Raw genomic sequence first — 19,268 nt, 5'->3', positions numbered from 1 at the left:
CCCAATGTGGCGTTGGGTGCGTTGGACGCACCGAACGCCACATTGGGTGCGTCAGACGCACCGAACGCCACATTGGGGCGCTTTCGACCCTGGTCAGCCGCGGTCCTCGATGCGCGCCCGGACCGCTGCCGCGTAGGTGTCGACCGCCGTGGCCGCCGCGGTCAGCTCGCAGGGGCCGTCGATCAGGAGCCTCTTCGCCGGGATGTACGCCTGCTCGATCTCCGGGTCGCCCACCAGCCCGTGCTCGCGGGCCAGCTCGAGGTCGCCCGCCAGCCGGGCGCGCAACTCCTCGCGGCGGGCCACCAAGCCGTCGAGGACCGCTCGCTGCCGGCGGCCGTCCTCGACGGCCGGGGCCACCGCGTGCTCGTGGCTGTCGATGTGGCGCTCGACCCACTCCGCGTCGCCGTCCACCTCCGCCGAACGGAGCTGCTTCAGCGCTCCCTTCAGCCTCTGCGCCCGGGCCGGCAGCATCGCGACACCCGTGAAGCGCGTCGCCACGCGCAGCTGGTAGGCCTCGATCTCCGCCAGCTCCGCCACCGCCTGGGTCAGGACCTCCAGGCGGCCGGCGAGGTCGTCCGGGGCCGGGCGGGCCTGGCCGGTGCTCGCCCGGACCGCCGCCACCCCCGGCGACGACTCCTCGCGGAAGCCCAGCAGGAGGCGGAGCCCCAGCTCGGCCGCGCGGCCGGCGAGCGGGGCCAGCACCTCGCCGACGAGCCGGTCGGGTTCCGCGGAGTCGTCGATCGCGTCGACGACCAGCGTGCGGCCCGCGACACCCCCGGTGAGCCGGTCGGCGATGCGGTGGCGGACCGCGTCCGCCGTCCGGCCGGTCGCGTCGACCGCCAGGTCCACGCTGCCCGGAGGCGGCATCTGGCCGAACGCCGGCGGCAGGCCGGGCACGCCGAGGGAACGTTCCCGGTCGGCGAGCACGATCCCGAACCGCAGCGCCGCCGCGACGGGCGAGCCGGCCTCGCCGGTGTCGACGACCCAGACCGTCCCCGGCTCGGCGTTGGCGAACCAGTCCGCGACGCGCTGCACGAAGGAGACGTCGACCGCTTCGCCGACCGGGCGCGAGAAGCTCGCGTCGACCGCCGGGCTGCCGGACGTCCAGATGCTCAGCTGGGGCAGGTGCCCGAGCATGGTCTCGACCGGCACCATCCAGGTGCCGGTGTCCTTGCCGACGACCATGCCGACGACGTGGCCGGTCGCCTCGTCGATCACCGCCGTGCCGCCGAAGCCGGGACCGAGCGGTTCGGCTTCGGCCGTGCGGAAGAGGCGGACCCATTCGCCGCCGGTCTGCTCGGGGCCGCCGAGCCGGGCGTGCGTCCAGCGGCCGACCGAGCCCGGCGGGAACCCGAACGCGCGGACGAGCTGGTGCTCCCCGAGGGGCATGCGGTGCAGCGGGGCGCGGAACACGCGGGATTCGGGGCGCTCCAGGCGCAACAGGGCGAGATCGCCGTGGCCGCCGCCGTCGGAGGGCACCCAGCAGCCTTCGACGACGGTGGCGGCGCCGGGCATGGCTTCGGCCAGGCCGACGAAGTCGACGCTCAGCGCGGCTCGCGGGCCACCCGCGGTCTCGACGACGTGCGCGCTCGTGAGCACGTGGTACTCGTCCAGTACCGTGCCCGCACCGCACACCCGGCCGAGTTCGTCGTGCAACCGGACCCGCCAGCGTCGTCGCTCACGCTCGAACCCCATTCGGCGGACCCTACGCCGTGATCGCCGCGCGCCGCCGCCGACCTCCCTACCCAGCGGTAATGGCTCACCCGAACGGAGTCATCCGTTCGGCACATCGCAGGATCACACTGCGCCGAACACGCGGCTCCCGGGCGCGGCCGGGTCGTCGCCGGCCCAGAACTCGAACCAGTGCCCGGAGAACTCCTCACGGGACAGGCCGCCGTCGCCGTCGGAATCGAGGAGGGCGAAGACGTCCCCGGACGGCGTGCCGACCCCGTTCCAGGCCGCGATGAGGCGGTCGTACTCGGCGGCGGAGATGACGCCGTCGCCGTTTTCGTCGACCGCCTCGAACATCGCCTCGGCCGTGCCGGTGACCGCGCCCGGCATCGCCGGCAAGGCGTCGACGACCTGGAGCACCTGGTCGAGACTGACCCGGCCGCCACCGCCGGCGGCCGCGTCGAGGGTGCTCCACCAGCCCATCATCACGGCGATGAGCTTCTGCCCGTCCGGGGTGCCCGCGTCGGTGCCGCGGAGGTCGAGCCACCGCGCGGTGAGCGCCCGGAAGTCGGTCTCCGTCAGGAACCCGTCGCCGTCGGCGTCCATGGCGCCGAAGACGCCGGAGATCTTGCGCCGCTGGAAGTCACTGGCCATGGCGCCCAGCATCGTCGCGGCGCGGGACGCGCGACGACGTCCGCCCGAGTACTTCCGCGTCACGACCCGGTGATCCGAGCCGTGACGCCGAGTGACCAGGGTTCAGTGCGCGGCTTCGTTCCACGACCGGCCGTAGCCGACCGAGACCTCGAGCGGCACGGCCAGCGCGTACGCCGAGCCCATGCCCTCGCGCACCAGCTTCTCCAGCTGCTCCTTCTCCCCCTCCGCGACCTCGAGCACGAGCTCGTCGTGGACCTGCAGCAGGATCCGGCTCTTCAGCTTCGCCTCGACCAGCGCGCGGTGGACGTTGAGCATCGCGACCTTGATGATGTCGGCCGCGCTGCCCTGGATCGGGGCGTTGAGCGCCATCCGCTCGGCCATCTCGCGGCGCTGGCGGTTGTCGCTGTTGAGGTCCGGCAGGTAGCGGCGGCGCCCGAAGACCGTTTCGGTGTAGCCGTTCTTCGCCGCGACGCCGACGACCGAGTGGAGGTAGTCGCTGATGCCGCCGAAGCGGGCGAAGTACGCCTCCATCTGCTCCTTGGCTTCTTCGGTGGAGATCCGCAGCTGCTGCGAAAGCCCGTACGCTGACAGGCCGTACGCGAGGCCGTACGACATCGCCTTGACGCGGTAGCGCAGCTCCGGCGTGATCTCCTCCGGCGGCAGGGAAAACGCCCGCGACGCCACGAACGTGTGCAGGTCCTCGCCCGAGTTGAACGCCTCGATGAGGCCCTCGTCCTGCGAGAGGTGCGCCATGATCCGCATTTCGATCTGGCTGTAGTCCGCGGTCATCAGCTCGGTGAAGCCCTCGCCGACGACGAAGGCGTCGCGGATGCGGCGGCCCTCCTCGGTGCGGACCGGGATGTTCTGCAGGTTCGGCTCGGTCGAGGACAGCCGCCCGGTGGCCGCGATCGTCTGCAGCAGCGTGGTGTGGATCCGCCCGTCGTCGGCGACGGACTTGATCAGGCCCTCGACCGTGGTGCGCAGCTTCGTCGCGTCCCGGTGCTCCAGCATGTGCTGCAGGAACGGGTGCTCGGTCTTCTCGAACAGGCCCTGCAGCGCCTCGGCGTCGGTCGTGTAGCCGGTCTTGGTGCGCTTGGTCTTCGGCATGCCGAGCTCGTCGAACAGCACGACCTGCAGCTGCTTCGGCGAGCCGAGGTTGATCTGCTTGCCGATCACCGCGTACGCCTCTTCGGCGGCCTGCGTGACCCGCGAGAGGTAATGCGCCTCCAGCGAAGTCAGCTGCTCGAGGTCGACGGCGACACCGGCGATCTCCAGCTCGGTGATGACCTCCAGCAGCGGCAGCTCCAGCTCGGCGAGCAGCTTCGCGCCGCCGATCTGCGCCAGTTCCTTCTCGAGCGCGCCGGCCAGCTCGAAGATCGCGCGGGCCTTGACCAGCTCGTCCTGGATCTCCTTCTGTTCCAGGCCTTCCGCGCCGCCGTCGAGCAGGGACAGCTGGCCGTCGCCGCCGTCGGTCTCCGAGCGCAGCTCGCGGTGCAGGTAGCGCAGCGCGAGGTCGTCCAGTTCGAACGTGCGCTGCCCGGGCCGCACCAGGTAGGCGGCCAGCGCGGTGTCCATGGCCAGCCCGGCGAGGGCCCAGCCGCGGGCGCGGATCGCGTGCAGCGGGACCTTGAGGTCGTGGCCGGTCTTGCGGATCTCCGGGTCGGCCAGCCAGGCGGCGAGCGCGGCGTCGTCGGCCTGGTCCATCGCCGTGACGTCGACATACGCGCCTTCGCCGTCGACCGTCGCGAAGGCGACCGCGCGCAGGTCGGACCGGACCGACGTACCCACGGCGCGGAAGGACAGCGCCACCGGCTCGCCGGGGCCGGCGTGCGCGGCCAGCCACGCGCCCAGCGCACCGGGCTCGAGCGCGGCCCCGGAGATCTCGAAGCCTTCGTCGGCCTCGGGCTCGGCGCTCTGCAGCGTCGCGAACAGCCTGTCCCGCAGGACGCGGAACTCGAGCTCGTCGAACAGCGCGTGCACCGCTTCGCGATCCCACGGGCGCAGCTCCAGCCCGGACGGCGCGACCTCCAGCTCGACGTCCCGGATCAGCTCGGTGAGCTGCCGGTTGAGCTGGACCGAGGACAGGTGTGCCCGCAGCGCCTCGCCGACCTTGCCCTTGACCTCGTCCACGCGGTCGATCAGGTCGCCGAGCGAGCCGAACTGCTTGATCCACTTGGCCGCGGTCTTCTCGCCGACGCCGGGGATGCTCGGCAGGTTGTCCGACGGGTCGCCGCGCAGCGCGGCGAAGTCCGGGTACTGCCGCGGGGTGAGCCCGTACTTCTCCTCGACGGCGTCCGGGGTGAACCGGGTCATCTCCGAGACGCCGCGCTTCGGGTACAGCACGGTGACCTGCTCGGTGACCAGCTGCAGCGCGTCCCGGTCGCCGGTACAGATGAGGACGTCGAAACCGTCGGCCGTCGCCTGCGTGGTGAGCGTGGCGATGATGTCGTCGGCTTCGAAGTTCTCCTTCACCAAAGAAGGGATGCCGAGCACGTCGAGGACCTCCTTGACCAGGTCCACCTGGCCGCGGAACTCGTCCGGCGTCGTGCTGCGGTTCGCCTTGTAGTCGGCGTACGTCTCCGAGCGGAACGTCTTGCGCGAGAGGTCGAACGCCACCGCCAGGTGGGTCGGCGCTTCGTCGCGCAGGAGGTTGATGAGCATCGAGGTGAAGCCGAAGACCGCGTTCGTGACCTGGCCGGTCTTCGTCCTGAAGTTCTCCGCGGGCAGGGCGAAGAACGCGCGGTAGGCCATGGAATGGCCGTCGATCAGCAGCAGCTTCGGCCGCTCGGCGGTGGCGGTGGTTCCTGTGGCGTTGGCAACGGTCGTCTTCTCACTCGGGCTCACGGGGCCGAGTCTAGGCTGAGGGTCCGACACTCTTACGTGTCGCATAGGAAGAGGAGCACTGCGTGACCGAACGCGCCGCGGACGTCGCGGTCGAGAACTACGCCGGGATCGATCCGGCCGCCGCGGACCAGCAGCTGAACGACAAGGTCGGCATGAAGTTCCTGGAAGCGACGGCCGAGCGGGTGGTCGGCACCATCCCGGTCGCGGGCAACCTCCAGCCGTACGGCCTGCTGCACGGCGGCGCCAACGCCGTGCTCGCCGAAGCGCTGGGGTCGACGGTCGCCGCGCTGAACGCGGGCCCGAACCGCGCCGCGATGGGGCTGGAGCTGTCCTGCACGCACCACCGGGCCGTCCGCTCGGGCACGGTCACCGGGGTCGCGACGCCGCTGCACATCGGCCGCGGCACGATCACCGCGGAGATCGTGCTGACCGACGACGAGGGCCGCCGCACCTGCACCGCCCGGCTGACCTGCGTGGTCCGGGACCGGCCGCCGGGCGCCTGAGCCTCCCGTGGACCTCGACGTCGCCCAGGTCCGGGCGTTCGTGGTGACCGCGGAGCAGCGGCACTTCGGGCGGGCCGCCCAGACGCTGTTCCTCACCCAGCAGGCGCTGTCGAAGCGGATCAAGAAGCTCGAAGACGCGCTCGCGACACCGTTGTTCCTGCGCACGCCCCGCTCGGTCGAGCTGACGGCCGACGGCGAGCGGTTCCTCCCGCACGCGCGCGAGCTGGTGAAGGTGGCCGACGCCGCGGTCGCCGCGATGGGCGCCGACGACCGCCCGCTGCGCCTCGACCTCGTCGACCACCGGCTCTCCCCCATGTTCCTGCTCCGCCGCCTGGCCGCGCACGAGCCGGGGCTGCGCATCGACCGGGTCGCCGGCCGCGGGTTCGCCAACGCGATCGGCCCGCTGCTGTCCGGCGAGCTCGACGCCGCCTTCGGCCGGGTGTCCGGCTGCGGGCGGCCGCTGCCGGACGAGCTGGAGCACCGGCCGGTCCGGTTCGAGCCCCTGGTCGCGCTGCTCGCGCCGGAGCACCCGCTGGCCGTGCAGGACGTGCTGCGCCTGGAGGAGCTGCGCGCCGACGGGATCTGGCTGCCCGGCCTCGGCGGCCCGGCGGAGTGGCTGTCCTACCTGCACGAGCTGTGCGAGGAGTTCGGCGTGCCGATCGACGACTCCGGCGTCAGCTACGACCTCCGGCACACGCTGGAGCAGACGCGGTACGGCAAGCGGCGCGTCACCCTGGCCGGCGCCGACATGGAGCTGGCGGCCGACCTGAACCTGAAGGTGCTGCCGTTCGAGCCGTCCCCGCTGTTCCCGTGGTCCCTGGTCTGGCGGCGCGGCAAGGCCCACCCGGCATTGCGGCGGCTCCTGGCCGCCGCGGGGCGCACCAGCCGTGACGAGGACTGGTGCGCCTACGACCCGGACCACGCCTGGCTGCCGGCCGAGGACGTCAGCCTGGCCACCGCGCGAACCACTCGCTGAACGCGGCATCGACACGAGCCGCGGCCGGGGTCCCCGGCGGGAACTCGTGCGCCATCCCCGCCACGGTCACCAGCTCGGCCCCCACCTTGTCGCGCAGCGCCTCCGCGGGCTCGCGCACGGCGATGTCGTCCTCCGCCCCCACGACCAGCAGCAGTGGCGCCGCGAGCTCGGCGGCCCGGTCCACGTAGTCGTAGCGCGCCGCGGCCGCTCGGGATCGCTCGGTCCACGCGTACGTCACCCCGAAGCGGCGCTCGTTGGCGGTGATCATCGGCGCGAGCTGGACGACCGGGCTGGCCACCGCGGCGGCCGCGATCCCGACGTCGCCGCGGGCCAGCACCTCCAGGGCCACCAGCGCCCCGGCCGAGCCGCCGAACACGCCGAGCGGTCCGGTCGCGCCCGGCAGCCGGTCGCGCAGTTCGGCCAACGCGGCCGGGAACTCGCCGGCGGCCTGCTCGGTCACCGGCTCGAAGATGTTGAGGACGGCGTCCTCGCTCGCGCGCCGGAAGACCTCCTCCGGCCCGCCCTCGGGCAGCCGGGCCCCGGAGAGCGGGAGCCCGAAGTACACGCGCCAGGCCGGCACGCCCGCCATCGGCACGGCGTCCGCCATCGCGCGTTCGCTGTTCGGCTCGTCCATCAGGTGCCAGCCCGCCACCAGGGCCGCCGGCGCCTCCGGGTCCGCCGGCGGCACCGCCACGAACGGCACCCCCGCCGCCACACCCTCGATCGTCTTGCTCATCGTGTCTCTCCCTGTCTTCCGGCTGCTCCCAGCGAACCGCCCGGGGGCGGTGCGGGTCCAACAGCCGTTCCGGCGGCCACGACAACCGTCGGTTGTGACGAAAGGCGGGACTTCCGGGCGGGGGTGGTTCGTTCGGCCGCCCGAACCGGACGTAAGGTGCACCCCTACGGCGGTGCCGGCTCCACCGGGACCCCGCCAGTGTGAACTGCGGAGTCACCGGAAACCGGCCACGCACCGGCAGCCGAAATGGGCGATGACATACCGGTGAAACATCGCTGTCACCCATTCGCAGAACGAGCCCGGATACTTAGCATCGCTGCGTGACCAGCAGCGGGTCACAGGGAAACGTTGTTCGCCTTTTCGTGCAATTCGTGTCGGTTGCGATCGTCACGATGTGGACACAGAGTAGTGAGGCCGCCTGTGCACAAGACGGGCGAGAGGGATATCTTCCTGCCCTAACCTAGCCCCTGTGTCGGGGGCAACGCCTACCGGCGGCTGGTTGGTCATGGGAGGTAGTCGGTGTCAGGAGTGCGTTTTGGACGGGTTCTCGCCCTCGCAGCGGCGACGTCGCTCGCGCTGGCGGGCTGCGCCGGTGGCGGCTCGTCGAGCAGTGGTGACGGCAGCACGCTGAAGATCGGGTTCATGGGCGACCTCACCGGGGAGAACTCCGGGATCGTGCTCCCGCCCCGCAACGGCGCCCAGCTCGCGATCGACGAGTACAACGCCACGAATCCGAAGACCAAGATCGAGCTGAAGACCTACGACAGCCAGGGCAAGGCCGACCAGGCGACCTCGCTGATCACCACGGCGATCGGCTCGGACAAGATCACCGCGCTGATCGGCCCGGCCTTCTCCGGCGAGTCGAAGGCCATCGGCGGCCAGCTCGAGCAGAACAAGATCCCGAGCGTCTCGCCCTCGGCGACGAACCCGGGCCTGGCGAAGAACAACTGGTCGTACTGGCACCGCGTCGTGGCGAACGACGACGACCAGGGCCCCGCCATCGCGAACTTCCTGATCACGGCGAAGTCGCCGAAGAAGGCGTTCGTCATCTCGGACGACCAGGAGTACAGCGTCGGCCTCGCGGACGCGTTCGAGAAGACCTTCAAGGAGAAGGGCGTCACCGTCGAGCGCGACAAGTTCCCGAAGGACGCGCCGGACTACTCCTCGACCGTGCAGAAGGTCAAGGCGGCCAACCCGGACATCATCACCTTCGGTGGCTACTACGCGCAGGGCGGCCCGCTGCTCAAGCAGCTGCGTGACGGCGGCGTGAAGGCCATCTTCGCCACCGGTGACGGTTCGCTCGACCCGCAGCTGGTCTCGGGCGCGGGTGCCGCGGCCGCCGAAGGCGCCGTCATCGGCTGCCCGTGCAACATCCCGGACGCCGGCACCACGGACGAGTTCGCCACCAAGTACAAGGCCAAGTTCAACGTCGCCCCGGCGATCTACGCCACCGAGGGTTACGACGCGGCGACCGCCCTCATCAACGCGGTCAAGGCCGGCAACACCACCGGCGAGAAGATCAACGAGTTCCTGAAGACGGAAGACTTCAAGGGCGCGTCGAAGCAGATCAAGTTCAAGGCGAACGGTGAGCCCGAGACCGCCGCGATCAACGTGTACCAGGTCGTCGGCGGCGTCATCAAGAACCTCGGCGCGTCGACCGAAGCCAAGATCACCGGCTGACGCAACAGGAATAGCGACTGACGGGAGCGGGGGCGCTGTGGTCACCACAGCACCTCCGCTCCCGGCCCGTATCCCTGTCCTCGCCCTGTCTCGTAAGGCGCTCACGTCATGTTGCAGACCCTGCAAGACCAGTTCCTCGGCAGCACCATCGGCGGACTGGTTCTCGGCTCCATCTACGCCCTCGTCGCCCTCGGCTACACAATGGTCTACGGCGTCCTGCGGCTGATCAACTTCGCCCACTCCGAAATCTTCATGATCGGGACGATGACGTCCCTGTTCATCCTGGCCAGCATCGCCACCTCCGGCAACATCGTGGTGGGCCTGGGCGCGATGATCCTTCTCCTGCTCGCGCTCATGCTCGCCTCCGCGGTCGTGTCCGGCGGTTCCGCGGTCGTGCTGGAGCAGGTCGCCTACCGGCCGCTGCGCAAGCGCGGTTCCTCGAAGCTCGCGGCCCTGATCTCCGCGATCGGCGCGTCGATCTTCCTGCAGGAGCTCTTCGCGCTGGTGATCATCCCCAACGTCTTCGAAAAGTCGGGCCGTGTCCCGCAGAACGCACCCCGGTTCGTCGACCGCGACACGCTGTTCCCGGTCGGCAACGCCGTCGTCCGCACCGACCAGGTCCTGGTCATCATCGGCGCGGTCATCGTCATGGTGGTGCTGGACCAGCTGGTGCGGCGCACCCGCATCGGCCGCGGCATCCGGGCGACCGCCCAGGACCCCGAGGCCGCCGTGCTGATGGGCGTCTCGATCGACCGCATCGTGCGGATCACCTTCCTGCTGGGCGGTGCGATGGCCGGTGTGGCCTCCGCGCTGTACCTGATGGAACTCGAGAACACCGGTTACCGCGTCGGTTTCGTGCTCGGCATCAAGGCGTTCACCGCGGCCGTGCTCGGCGGTATCGGCAACCTGCGCGGCGCGCTCCTCGGCGGCATCGTGCTCGGCCTCGTCGAGAACTGGAGCGCGATCTTCCTCGGTTCCGAGTGGAAGGACGTCACGGCGTTCGTCGTGCTCGTGCTCGTGCTCATGTTCCGCCCCACCGGCATCCTCGGTGAATCCCTCCAGCGAGCTCGCGCGTGAAAGGCGACGGTGTGAGTACCAAGGAAAACACTCGCCGCTCGTTCCAGCCGGTGAACGGCGCGCGGGACTGGTGGCAGCACGCTCCGATCTGGCAGCGGTACCTCGTCTACATCGCCCTGATCGTGTTCGCGCTGATCCTCCCGGCCCCCTGGATCGGCTCGTTCATGTCGCCGGCCTCGGACTGGACGAGCGTCCTGATCTTCCCGATCGGGACCTACATCCTGCTGGCGATCGGCCTGAACATCGTGGTCGGCCTGGCCGGCATGCTGGACCTCGGGTTCGTGGCGTTCTTCGCGATCGGCGCCTACACCGTGGCGATCTTCGGCACGAAGTTCGGCTGGAACGTGTGGCCCACGATCCTGGTCGGGATCGTGCTCGCCGCCGTGTCGGGCGTCATCCTCGGCGCCCCCACCCTGCGGCTGCGCGGTGACTACCTGGCCATCGTCACCCTCGGGTTCGGCGAGATCGTCCGGATCACGGCGCAGAACACCGACGGCATCGGCGGCGCCCGCGGGATCACCAACATCCCGCACCCGTCGCCGATCTTCGGCATGGAGTTCCTGCTCGACCCGGCGCCGTACTACTACCTGATCCTGGTCGCGATCGTGCTGGTGATCGTGTTCTCGGTGCGGCTGCAGAAGAGCCGCGTCGGGCGCGCGTGGGCCGCGATCCGCGAGGACGAGGACGCCGCCGAGCTCATGGGCGTGCCGACGTTCAAGTTCAAGCTGCTCGCCTTCGCGATCGGCGCGATGATCGGTGGCTTCGCGGGCGGCATCTACGCCAGCAAGGCCGTCTTCATCGCCCCGGACAACTTCCCGTTCATCCTGTCCGCGACGATCCTCGCCGCGGTCGTGCTGGGCGGCGCGGGCAACCTGCCGGGCGTCATCCTCGGCGCCTTCCTGGTGGCCTGGATCCCCGAGCGCCTCCGGTCCGTCGAGTGGCTGAAGCACCTGCTCGGCGACAAGGACCCGGCGGAGTTCCGGATCCTGCTGTTCGGCGCGGTCCTGGTGGCGATGATGGCGCTGCGACCCGAAGGCATCCTGCCTTCACGACAACGAAAAGCCGAGCTACGGGAAGGCACCGGCGGCATGGGCTCGCTCGGTGGCGAAGTGGCGGGTCCGGACACCGAGGTCCAGGCGGAGGTGGCCAAGTGACCCCCTTGCTCGAGTTCGACAACATCACCATGCGCTTCGGCGGTGTGACCGCCCTGCGCGAGGTGAACGTCTCCATCAACGAAGGCGAGATCTTCGCGCTGATCGGCCCGAACGGCGCGGGCAAGACCACGGTGTTCAACGTGGTCACCGGCGTCTACCAGCCGACCGAGGGCCAGGTGCGCTTCGACGGCGACCGCATCGACGGCATGAAGCGCTTCCAGGTCACCAAGCGCGGCATCGCCCGGACGTTCCAGAACATCCGGCTGTTCCACAACATGTCGGCGATCGAGAACGTCATGGTCGGCGCGGACGCGCACCACAAGACCGGCGCGATCGGCGCGGTGCTCGGCCTGCCGTGGCACCGCAAGGAGGAGAAGCGCGGCCGCGAGCGGGCGCGTGAACTGCTCGAGTTCGTCGGCATCGGCAAGGTGGAGCACGAGACCGCGAAGAACCTCTCCTACGGCGACCAGCGCCGGCTGGAGATCGCGCGGGCGCTCGCCACCGACCCGAAGCTGCTGCTGCTCGACGAGCCGGCCGCGGGCATGAACCCGGCGGAGAAGAACGCTCTGCAGGAACTGATCCGCAAGATCCGGGACGACGGCCGCACCGTGCTGCTCATCGAGCACGACATGGGCCTGGTCATGCACATCAGCGACCGGCTGGCGGTGCTCGACTTCGGGCAGAAGATCGCGGAAGGGCTCCCTCAGGAAGTGCAGACCAACCAGAAGGTGATCGAGGCGTACCTGGGGGTGGCTGAAGATGCTTCTTGAGGTCGACAACATCAACGTCCACTACGGCAAGATCGCTGCCCTCAAGGGCATGAGCATCCAGGTCGACGAGGGCGAGATCGTGTCGCTGATCGGGGCCAACGGCGCCGGCAAGACCACGACGCTCAAGACGATCTCCGGGCTGCGGCCGCTCACCAGCGGGCGGATCTTGTTCAACGGCCAGGACATCTCGAAGACCCCGGGGCACAAGCGCGTGCTGCTCGGGATCGGCCAGTCGCCGGAAGGCCGGGGCGTGTTCCCGGGCATGACGGTGCAGGAGAACCTCCTGATGGGTGCCTACACCCGCAAGGACGACCTCCAGGCCGACCTCGACGAGGTCTACGAGCTGTTCCCCCGGCTGAACGAGCGCCGGACGCAGTTCGGCGGCACGATGTCGGGCGGCGAGCAGCAGATGATCGCCATCGGCCGCGCGCTGATGACGAAGCCGAAGGTGCTGCTGCTCGACGAGCCGTCGATGGGCCTGGCGCCGATGCTGATCGCGCAGATCTTCGACATCATCCGGGAGATCAACAAGCGCGGCACGACGGTGCTGCTGGTCGAGCAGAACGCCCAGCAGGCGCTGAAGCTGTCCGACCGGGCGTACGTGCTCGAGACCGGTCAGGTGGTCAAGAGCGCCCGCGGGGCCGACCTGCTGGACGACCCGCAGGTCCGGGCCGCCTACCTCGGTGGCGACCTCGGCGTCTGAGGGTCCTTTTCCGGGGGCCCGGCACTTCGGTGCCGGGCCCCTTTTTCACAGCTTGATGTCGGTGCCGGTGAGGTTCTTCATGTCGGCGATGCTCGGGCCACCGAAGGCCCGGACCGCGACCGGCTTCCGGTCCTTGGGGATGTCCCAGTAGAGATCGAACTCGACGCGCACGCCGTGCCCGAGGTCGAACTGCCGCGGCTGGCGCTTGATGATCATGGCCTGCTCTTCCGGCGGGTGAGCGGTCCCCTGGTCGTCGACCAGCAGCTGGCGCCCGGTGTCGAACAGGACGCTGGAGGTGCCGGTGTTGGTCACGACGAGCCGCACCCGCACGAACTGGCCCTTCGCGGGGAACTCGGTGTGACTCCCGGTGATGCTGGGCAGCCCGGCGGCGAGGCCGAGGAGGGTGAACTCGGTGTCACCGTTCTTGGCGGGCGGCAGCTTGAGGGCGGTCTCGTCGGGCCGCACCTGCCGCGGCGGCAGCTCGTAGGTCGCCGGCGCGGGCGCGCTGGGCTGTTCGGCCTGGCAGCCTGCGGCGCTCAGGAGGAGGACGACGACGGCCAGCAGGCGGAGTTTCACCAGGGTGATTCTGCCTGCCGGCCGCCCGTCCGGCTAGCTCCCGATGCTCTCGACGACGGCCTCGGCCACGGCCTTCATGGTGGTCCGCCGGTCCATGGCGGTCCGCTGGATCCACCGGAAGGCATCGGGCTCGGTCAGCCCCTGGCGGCTCATGAGCAGGCCCTTGGCGCGGTCGATGACCTTCCGCGTCTCGAGCCGGTCGGTGAGCCCGGCGACCTCGGCCTCGAGGGCCTGCAGCTCGGAGAACCGGCTGACGGCGAGCTCGATGGCGGGCACGAGGTCCCGCTTGGCGAAGGGCTTGACGAGGTAGGCCATGGTCCCGGCATCCCGCGCGCGTTCGACGAGATCCCGCTGGCTGAAGGCGGTGAGGATGACCACGGGCGCGATCCGGTCCCCGGTGATCTTGGCGGCGGCCTCGATGCCGTCGAGCTTGGGCATCTTGACGTCGAGGATCACGAGATCGGGCTTCAGATCGGTGGCGAGGGAGATGGCCTGTTCCCCATCCCCGGCCTCGCCGACGACCTCGTAGCCCTCTTCACGCAGCATTTCGACGAGGTCGAGCCGGATCAGGGCCTCGTCTTCCGCAACGAGCACCCGACGCTGCGGCACGGTGTCGGCACCATTGGCCTCGGTAGCCTGATCGGTCACCGGGGTCCTCCTGAAGACTCGGCGGGTGTTGACATCTCGCGGCGTTCCGCGAACCTGAAGCCTACCGGGAACGATCCAGAAGAAGAGATGGCGTTCACCACGTAGTGACGCTGACCGCTTCGGCGAGGCCGCCCCCGGCGGCGGGCAGGGTGCGGTGATCCCGTAGAGTCACGACGTCACGCCCCCGTAGCCCAACTGGCAGAGGCAACGGATTCAAAACCCGTCCAGTGTGAGTTCGAATCTCACCGGGGGCACGAACAGCAACCTCACAAGGCCGCCCGCTGGGCGTTCCTTGCGAGAGCATCTCCTCGGTGATCCTTTCCGCTGCGCCGGCGATGTCCGGCAGCTGATCTTCGGGAAGTGTGATCTCCAGTGTCGCACGATCGCCGCCGGCGTCAATCCGGATGGTCAGCTGTGTGGCCTCGAAGAGCGTCCTCAGCAGCCGCTCCGGCGCCTTCGCCAGGTTCAGGGCCAGGTACGGGAGCGCATCGATCAGCCCCTTGTCCTCAGCTGTCGGCTTGGCGGCTGTGGCTCCGCCGGCCTGTTTGAGGTCGGCCAGCGCACTCGCCGCACCCGCTCGTTGTTGTTCCAGCTCGTTGTAGCGGCCCCTGAGGGCCTTCGTGAACGGGTCATCAGGGTCACCGTCGGCGGCCTGCTGCAGAATGGAGTTCTGCTTCTTGGTGAGCTCGTCGAGGGCCTTGGCCAGCCTCTGAGCCTCCGCCTCTCGATCGCGATCGGCCTGGTCATCGACGCCCGCCAGCTCGGTCTCGAGAATCGCCCGGCGGTCCGAGCCGAACACGCGGTCGGCGAAGAACCTGGAGACGGCATCAAGGACGGCATCCTCACGGAAGTACAGCGCCTTCTCGTGACCGAGGTACTTGTCCGGCCGACCTCGGTTCGTGTTGCTCGGCCGGCACAGGTAGTACGACTTGCCGTGCCGCGGTACGCCGATCATCCGTCTCCCGCACGAGCAGAAGATCATCCCGCGGAACAGGTAGGTCCGCTTGGTCTGGGGGTGGACATTGCGGTCACCGCCGGCGCGAGAGCCCTTCTTGGCTTGTCTGCGGGCCGTGAGCTCGTCGTACATCCACTTCGGGATCAGTGGCTCGTGGGCGGGCTCAAGCGACCAGACCCACTTCACCGGGTCGTTGACCTTGCCGTGGCGTGACCGCGTGGCGCGGCGGTTGTAGACCTGGTAGCCGGTGTACTTGGGGTTGCGGAGGATGTCGTAGACGCTGGACCGGCTCCACGCCCCGCGCGCTCGCTCCGGTCCCGGCGGCACGGGCGGCGGGTGGTTCGCCAAGTCCCGATTGAGGAGCGTGGCGATCGCGTCGCCACCCAAGCAGTCGTAGTAGGCCCAGGAAGCGATCTGGGTCACAGTCTCGCTCCGCGCGCCGTCGGGTTCGAGGCGAGTCTTCGTAATGCCCTTCGCGGCCTTCGCCGGGTTCGGATGCCGGAAGGTCTTGGCCTTGTAGCCGTAGCAGGGCTTGCCGATGTTCCATCCCTCGCGGACGTGGGTGCAGGTGCCTCCCCAGGATTGTTCGAGGGTGTTCAGGACCTCGTACTCGGCGACGGACTGGTTGATCCGGCGCTGCAGGATCCGCTGGGCTCGGCTGCCCGAGACGCTGATGGTCTCGTTCGCGGCGAACAGCGAGACCTCGCACCGCTCGAGGTCTCGCTCGACCGAGAGTCCCTCATAGGCCCGACGCGCGACTCGCGCGATGCTCTCGCAGATGACGACGTCGAACCGGCGGTCCGGTCTCGCAGCCTCGGCCAGCAGGTCGGCGATGCCGCCGTCGCGGGCGATCGGGATGTCGAAGCGGTCGTAGTGGTCGCCGCGGCCTCGCCGGTCCAGCTCCATTCGCCCGGACTCGACGTCGTAGAAGTGCGCGACGATGACCCAGGATTCGGGCAAGGCGGTCTTGGAGTTGCCCAGCTGGCGCAGGATCGACTGGCGGGGGTCCTGTTGCTCCTCTGTGGAGGTTCGCCCTAGGAAGGCGACACGGACCTCGTCTCGGAGCAGGGCCAGGGGCATACCCAGGGGCGAGACCGCGTGGTCGGACAGTCCCGATGGCCCCGAGACACCGGGCCGGAGGGGTTGGCCAAAACCGGGCCGCCCTGGAGCAGGAGGGTTGACGATCACACGGTTGGGTGAATTCATGACGATCAGGCATCCTTGGCGGGTTCAGCGGACGAGGCGTCAGCAGCCCAACGAAGAAGATCTGCCGAGGCGCGAGCAAGCCGGGCGCGCAATCCTTCAGCGCTTGCCCTACCGACAAGCTCAACGCGGCCAGAGAAATGACATTTCTCCCCGCGGGAACGATCCTGATCGTAACACCAAGTAGGACCACTCTGGCGCCATGCCATTTCCGTCACCACGACGTGTTCAGGGCCCGATTCCCCTGCCGAGACTGCCACTTCGACCACCGAGACCGTTCGCGAGACCGGGGCGAGACAGGCACGACTTCGGTTCACGTGTCTCGAGCCACGTCAGGGATTTCCTTTGAGCGAGACACGCGAAAAGACGTGGTCGACAATTCACCAGCGGTTCGCCTGAATACCTGCTCGCTACGACCGGTCGGCCAGCAGCGTGCTCACCAGAGCGCTGGTTTCCCCATCGAGCTCCAACTCGAGTGAGGCCGCGAGGGCGGCGAGCTTGTCGGCCGTCTGGCGAACGGCTGCGAGATTGCCCGCGCGGTACTCGATGCGGAGCAAGTCTCGGTAAAGGATCTCGCTCACCGGCTCGGCAAGCAGCCCGCGCATGGCTGCCCGGCGTGCCGCGGGGAGGTCGCCGGCCTTCTGGTAGGCGTCAGCAAGGGTGTGAGCGACATCGACGATCGCATCGATCATCTCCCGCTGGTGCCACGAGCTCCACGCGTACCTGCCGGCCGGGACGTTGCCGAACGGGGTCCCCCGCACCAGGTCGAGAGCTTGCTGCAGGTCCGAGACCGCGCTGTCTCGGTCGGCGAGACCACGGCGAGCCAAGTCTCGGAAGATGCGCCAGTCGAAGGTGAACGAGTCCGACATCCGGTAGCCGCCGTGACGGGCATCGACGTTCGGCACGTACAGCTCGTCCTTCTCGTCCCGCCCGAGCCAGGTGCGGAGGCGGGAGATGTAGCCCTGCCGGGTCGCCGCGGACCACGGTTGGGTTTCCATCCCGAGCTGGCGGGAGATCTCGTCGGCTGTCACGCCAGGGTGCAGGGCAAGGAACGCGGCCAGCTCGGTCAGGCGGTTGAGCTTCTTGCCCTCCACGGCTTGCGGGTCGGCTCCGTGCAGCCGCACCGGACCCAACATCTGGAGGGAAGGCATTGCTGCCACTGCGGGACGCATCACGACCGGCCTCGCCGGCTCGCGAGCCTGGTGCGGCTCTGGCACACCCTTTTCCTCCGGCGGGACGCCTCGGAACTCGTGGTGCAGTACCTGCTTGGGCTCATCCGCCTCGGCGAGGGCCGATACGAGTTCGCTGACCTGAACCGGTGAAAGCCTCTGCAGCTCGATGTCCTCGTCCAAGACCTCTACCGCTGTGAACCGGTTCGTCACGTCGAGATGCCACGCACCGGGCAGCACGACGTCTTCGTCGTGAGCTGCCACGACGGCGTCCAGGCGAAGGGGCTGAAGGCGTTGCACGACGTCGCCGGTCAGCGGGATGGCCGACAGCAGCACCTGAGGCCGGTCCGGTTCGGGCTCGAATGACTCGATGGCTTCATCCCAGCCTGATGTGAACCGGAGTCGATCCGGGTGGGCCTCGGCCGAGGTCCTTCCCACGGCGACCAGCGTGATCTGTGTCCGAGCGGTCCATGGAGCCGCGGCGAGGTCCCAAGCCATAGCGAGCAGGACAGGCTCGATCGCCTCGCAGTCGCCACCGAGGGTAAGGACGCCCACTTCTCGCAAGTCAATCAGGACGAGGTCGCGCTTCTGCGTGTGCCCGAGGGACACCAATGCCGGGTACGGCGGCGGGACGTCGACGCCGTCGAGATTCTCAGTCGAGTCCAGGCGCCACTCTGTCTGCCCTGACTTGACGAACGGCTCGATCGGCTTGCTCTTCACGGCGAGCCGAAGCGTGATGCCCTCTGCCCCGATCTTCACGGCTCGGAGCTTCGGCAAGTCGTCTCCAACGTGTCCCGCAAGCGTTTGCAGCGCCCGGGCCAGGTCCTCCACAGTGACCGGATGCGCGGCTGAATGGAGAACGTGTTCAAACGGGCCAGACTCTTTGATGTGGATGCGGTGTCCGGGACGGCGGCGCCGCTGTGCGCGGCGTCGCCGGATCACCAGCAGGGTGAGCAGGCCGGCGGCGAGGACACCACCGACGCTCGTCAGCACGACCGATGATCCATCGTCTGCATCGGCGGTCGGCGTCACGGTCTTCGGGGGCTGGCTGGTCGGGGTCGGAGTTTCACCGCCAGTCGGCTTCGGCGGTTCGACGGTTTGAGGCGGCGGAGAAGGTGGTTCGGCCGGCTGACAGGACTCGGGGACGCGGGCGAACACTGCGGCGGCCGTCGCCCCGCCGCCACCTGCGGCAGGCTTCGGCGGGCGCGGTATGCGTAGAACGTCGCCGGGGTGGATTGCGTCGGGATCGTCCAGCAGGTGTCCGGTCGGCTGAGGTCGTCCGCGGTTGAGGTCGAAGATCTCGTGGTAGCGGCCTGCGTCGCCCAGCCGTTCGCGGGCGATCTGGGTCAACGTCTGGCCCGGACGCACGATGACCTCTTCGCAGTCGGGATCGTCCGGCAGTTGGAGAACCCAGCCGGGCCGTAGCAGGCTGGGGTCTTGTAGGGCGCGGCCGTCAGGCTGGCGGACCCCGCGGTTGAGATCGAAGACCTCCCTGTAGCGCGCCGCATTTCCGAGTTCCGCGGCGGCGATCTTCGTCAGGCTGTCGCCGGGGACGACCACGTGCGTGGGCGGTGTTCCCTCGGCGGCCAGCTCCGTAGCTTCGGCCGCTGTGCCGGTTAGTACGAGGAGTAACAGGGCCGCCGCGATGTGCTGTGCCCACGCGAAGCCGGGAAGCCGTGGGACAGTGGCACCGCGGAGCCGGGCAACCACTTCCAGCGCGATCGCGACCACCAACTGGAGCCAGGCGACGAAGCCCGCGCCGACCAACAGCAGCAGGAAGAGCTGGCCGGAGTCCTCGCTCGCCAGCCACGTGACGACCTCGGACGCCGACGGCATGTGGTCGGGCAGGTACACGGACCGGAGGTGCCACAGCGCCATGGGCGGGACCACGCTGATCGCGATCAGCGCGGCAACGCCGACGAGCAGCCTCGCAGTCGTTCGCATCGCGC

Annotated in this window: 15 protein-coding genes, 1 tRNA gene and 1 pseudogene; 9 read left to right on the top strand and 8 right to left on the bottom strand. The window is 69.3% G+C overall.

The features are described from left to right. Positions 1-93 precede the first annotated feature (93 nt). The 3 genes from ACWEF6_RS07310 to polA form a co-directional block, all read right to left on the bottom strand. Entirely contained in the window at positions 94-1,695 is a 1,602-nt protein-coding gene (locus ACWEF6_RS07310; protein WP_449682109.1) for a trypsin-like peptidase domain-containing protein, read from the bottom strand. A 102-nt stretch (positions 1,696-1,797) separates the two neighbouring features. Continuing rightward, positions 1,798-2,337 carry an EF-hand domain-containing protein gene (locus tag ACWEF6_RS07305; protein ID WP_449682110.1) on the bottom strand — a complete coding sequence of 180 codons (540 nt, stop codon included), beginning with the start codon at positions 2,335-2,337 and terminating at the stop codon, positions 1,798-1,800. Positions 2,338-2,427: 90 nt separating this feature from the next. Further along, positions 2,428-5,169, bottom strand: a complete 2,742-nt coding sequence (gene polA, locus ACWEF6_RS07300; protein ID WP_449682108.1) for a DNA polymerase I — start codon at positions 5,167-5,169, stop codon at positions 2,428-2,430. Between the two features lie 62 nt (positions 5,170-5,231). Between polA and ACWEF6_RS07295 the strand changes: the two genes are divergently transcribed. Together ACWEF6_RS07295 and ACWEF6_RS07290 are read left to right on the top strand one after the other, a co-directional pair. Then, a complete protein-coding gene (locus ACWEF6_RS07295) occupies positions 5,232-5,672 on the top strand; it encodes a hotdog fold thioesterase (RefSeq protein ID WP_449682107.1) in 441 nt (146 codons plus the stop codon). A 7-nt stretch (positions 5,673-5,679) separates the two neighbouring features. Further along, positions 5,680-6,648: a LysR family transcriptional regulator gene (locus ACWEF6_RS07290; RefSeq protein ID WP_449682106.1), complete on the top strand. Its 969-nt coding sequence runs from the start codon at positions 5,680-5,682 to the stop codon at positions 6,646-6,648. On the opposite strand, the gene ACWEF6_RS07285 is transcribed toward ACWEF6_RS07290, so the two are convergent. Then, the gene (locus tag ACWEF6_RS07285) at positions 6,617-7,384 is read right to left on the bottom strand and encodes a prolyl oligopeptidase family serine peptidase (RefSeq protein ID WP_449682105.1); all 768 of its coding nucleotides are present in this window, start codon (positions 7,382-7,384) and stop codon (positions 6,617-6,619) included. The genes ACWEF6_RS07290 and ACWEF6_RS07285 overlap by 32 nt on opposite strands. 528 nt (positions 7,385-7,912) lie before the next feature. On the opposite strand from ACWEF6_RS07285, the gene ACWEF6_RS07280 reads away from it, so the two are divergent. From ACWEF6_RS07280 to ACWEF6_RS07260, 5 genes are all read left to right on the top strand, one after another. Next, positions 7,913-9,064, top strand: a complete 1,152-nt coding sequence (locus ACWEF6_RS07280) for a branched-chain amino acid ABC transporter substrate-binding protein (RefSeq protein ID WP_310976708.1) — start codon at positions 7,913-7,915, stop codon at positions 9,062-9,064. A gap of 108 nt (positions 9,065-9,172) precedes the next feature. Then, complete coding sequence (locus ACWEF6_RS07275; RefSeq protein ID WP_086851483.1) at positions 9,173-10,141, top strand: branched-chain amino acid ABC transporter permease; 969 nt, start codon at positions 9,173-9,175, stop codon at positions 10,139-10,141. Beyond that, complete coding sequence (locus ACWEF6_RS07270; RefSeq protein WP_310976711.1) at positions 10,138-11,295, top strand: branched-chain amino acid ABC transporter permease; 1,158 nt, start codon at positions 10,138-10,140, stop codon at positions 11,293-11,295. Before ACWEF6_RS07275 ends, ACWEF6_RS07270 begins: the two co-directional genes overlap by 4 nt. Then, a complete protein-coding gene (locus ACWEF6_RS07265; RefSeq protein ID WP_449682104.1) occupies positions 11,292-12,065 on the top strand; it encodes an ABC transporter ATP-binding protein in 774 nt (257 codons plus the stop codon). Before ACWEF6_RS07270 ends, ACWEF6_RS07265 begins: the two co-directional genes overlap by 4 nt. Beyond that, positions 12,055-12,768 (top strand): ABC transporter ATP-binding protein, encoded by a 714-nt coding sequence (locus ACWEF6_RS07260; RefSeq protein ID WP_449682103.1) that lies wholly within the window; start codon positions 12,055-12,057, stop codon positions 12,766-12,768. Before ACWEF6_RS07265 ends, ACWEF6_RS07260 begins: the two co-directional genes overlap by 11 nt. Positions 12,769-12,813: 45 nt before the next feature. Here the strand turns inward: ACWEF6_RS07260 and ACWEF6_RS07255 are convergent, their stop codons facing one another. Together ACWEF6_RS07255 and ACWEF6_RS07250 are read right to left on the bottom strand one after the other, a co-directional pair. After that, positions 12,814-13,344, bottom strand: coding sequence for a DUF4352 domain-containing protein (locus ACWEF6_RS07255; RefSeq protein WP_449682102.1), 531 nt, complete (start codon positions 13,342-13,344; stop codon positions 12,814-12,816). 33 nt (positions 13,345-13,377) lie between these two features. Beyond that, positions 13,378-13,992 carry an ANTAR domain-containing response regulator gene (locus ACWEF6_RS07250; protein WP_086851473.1) on the bottom strand — a complete coding sequence of 205 codons (615 nt, stop codon included), beginning with the start codon at positions 13,990-13,992 and terminating at the stop codon, positions 13,378-13,380. 180 nt (positions 13,993-14,172) lie between these two features. On the opposite strand from ACWEF6_RS07250, the gene ACWEF6_RS07245 reads away from it, so the two are divergent. Then, positions 14,173-14,246: transfer RNA gene (locus ACWEF6_RS07245), tRNA-Leu, on the top strand. Positions 14,247-14,869: 623 nt separating this feature from the next. Here the strand turns inward: ACWEF6_RS07245 and ACWEF6_RS07240 are convergent. Further along, positions 14,870-15,370: pseudogene (locus tag ACWEF6_RS07240) on the bottom strand (recombinase family protein); the annotation flags it as partial. Between the two features lie 159 nt (positions 15,371-15,529). Between ACWEF6_RS07240 and ACWEF6_RS07235 the strand changes: the two are divergent. Beyond that, a complete protein-coding gene (locus ACWEF6_RS07235; RefSeq protein ID WP_449682101.1) occupies positions 15,530-15,985 on the top strand; it encodes a hypothetical protein in 456 nt (151 codons plus the stop codon). A gap of 575 nt (positions 15,986-16,560) precedes the next feature. Here ACWEF6_RS07235 and ACWEF6_RS07230 read toward each other — a convergent pair. Next, positions 16,561-19,263, bottom strand: a complete 2,703-nt coding sequence (locus ACWEF6_RS07230; protein ID WP_449682100.1) for a BTAD domain-containing putative transcriptional regulator — start codon at positions 19,261-19,263, stop codon at positions 16,561-16,563. Positions 19,264-19,268: the final 5 nt, after the last annotated feature.

Source organism: Amycolatopsis sp. NPDC004772 (assembly GCF_053601215.1).
This window is presented reverse-complemented; position numbering and strand designations above follow the sequence as displayed.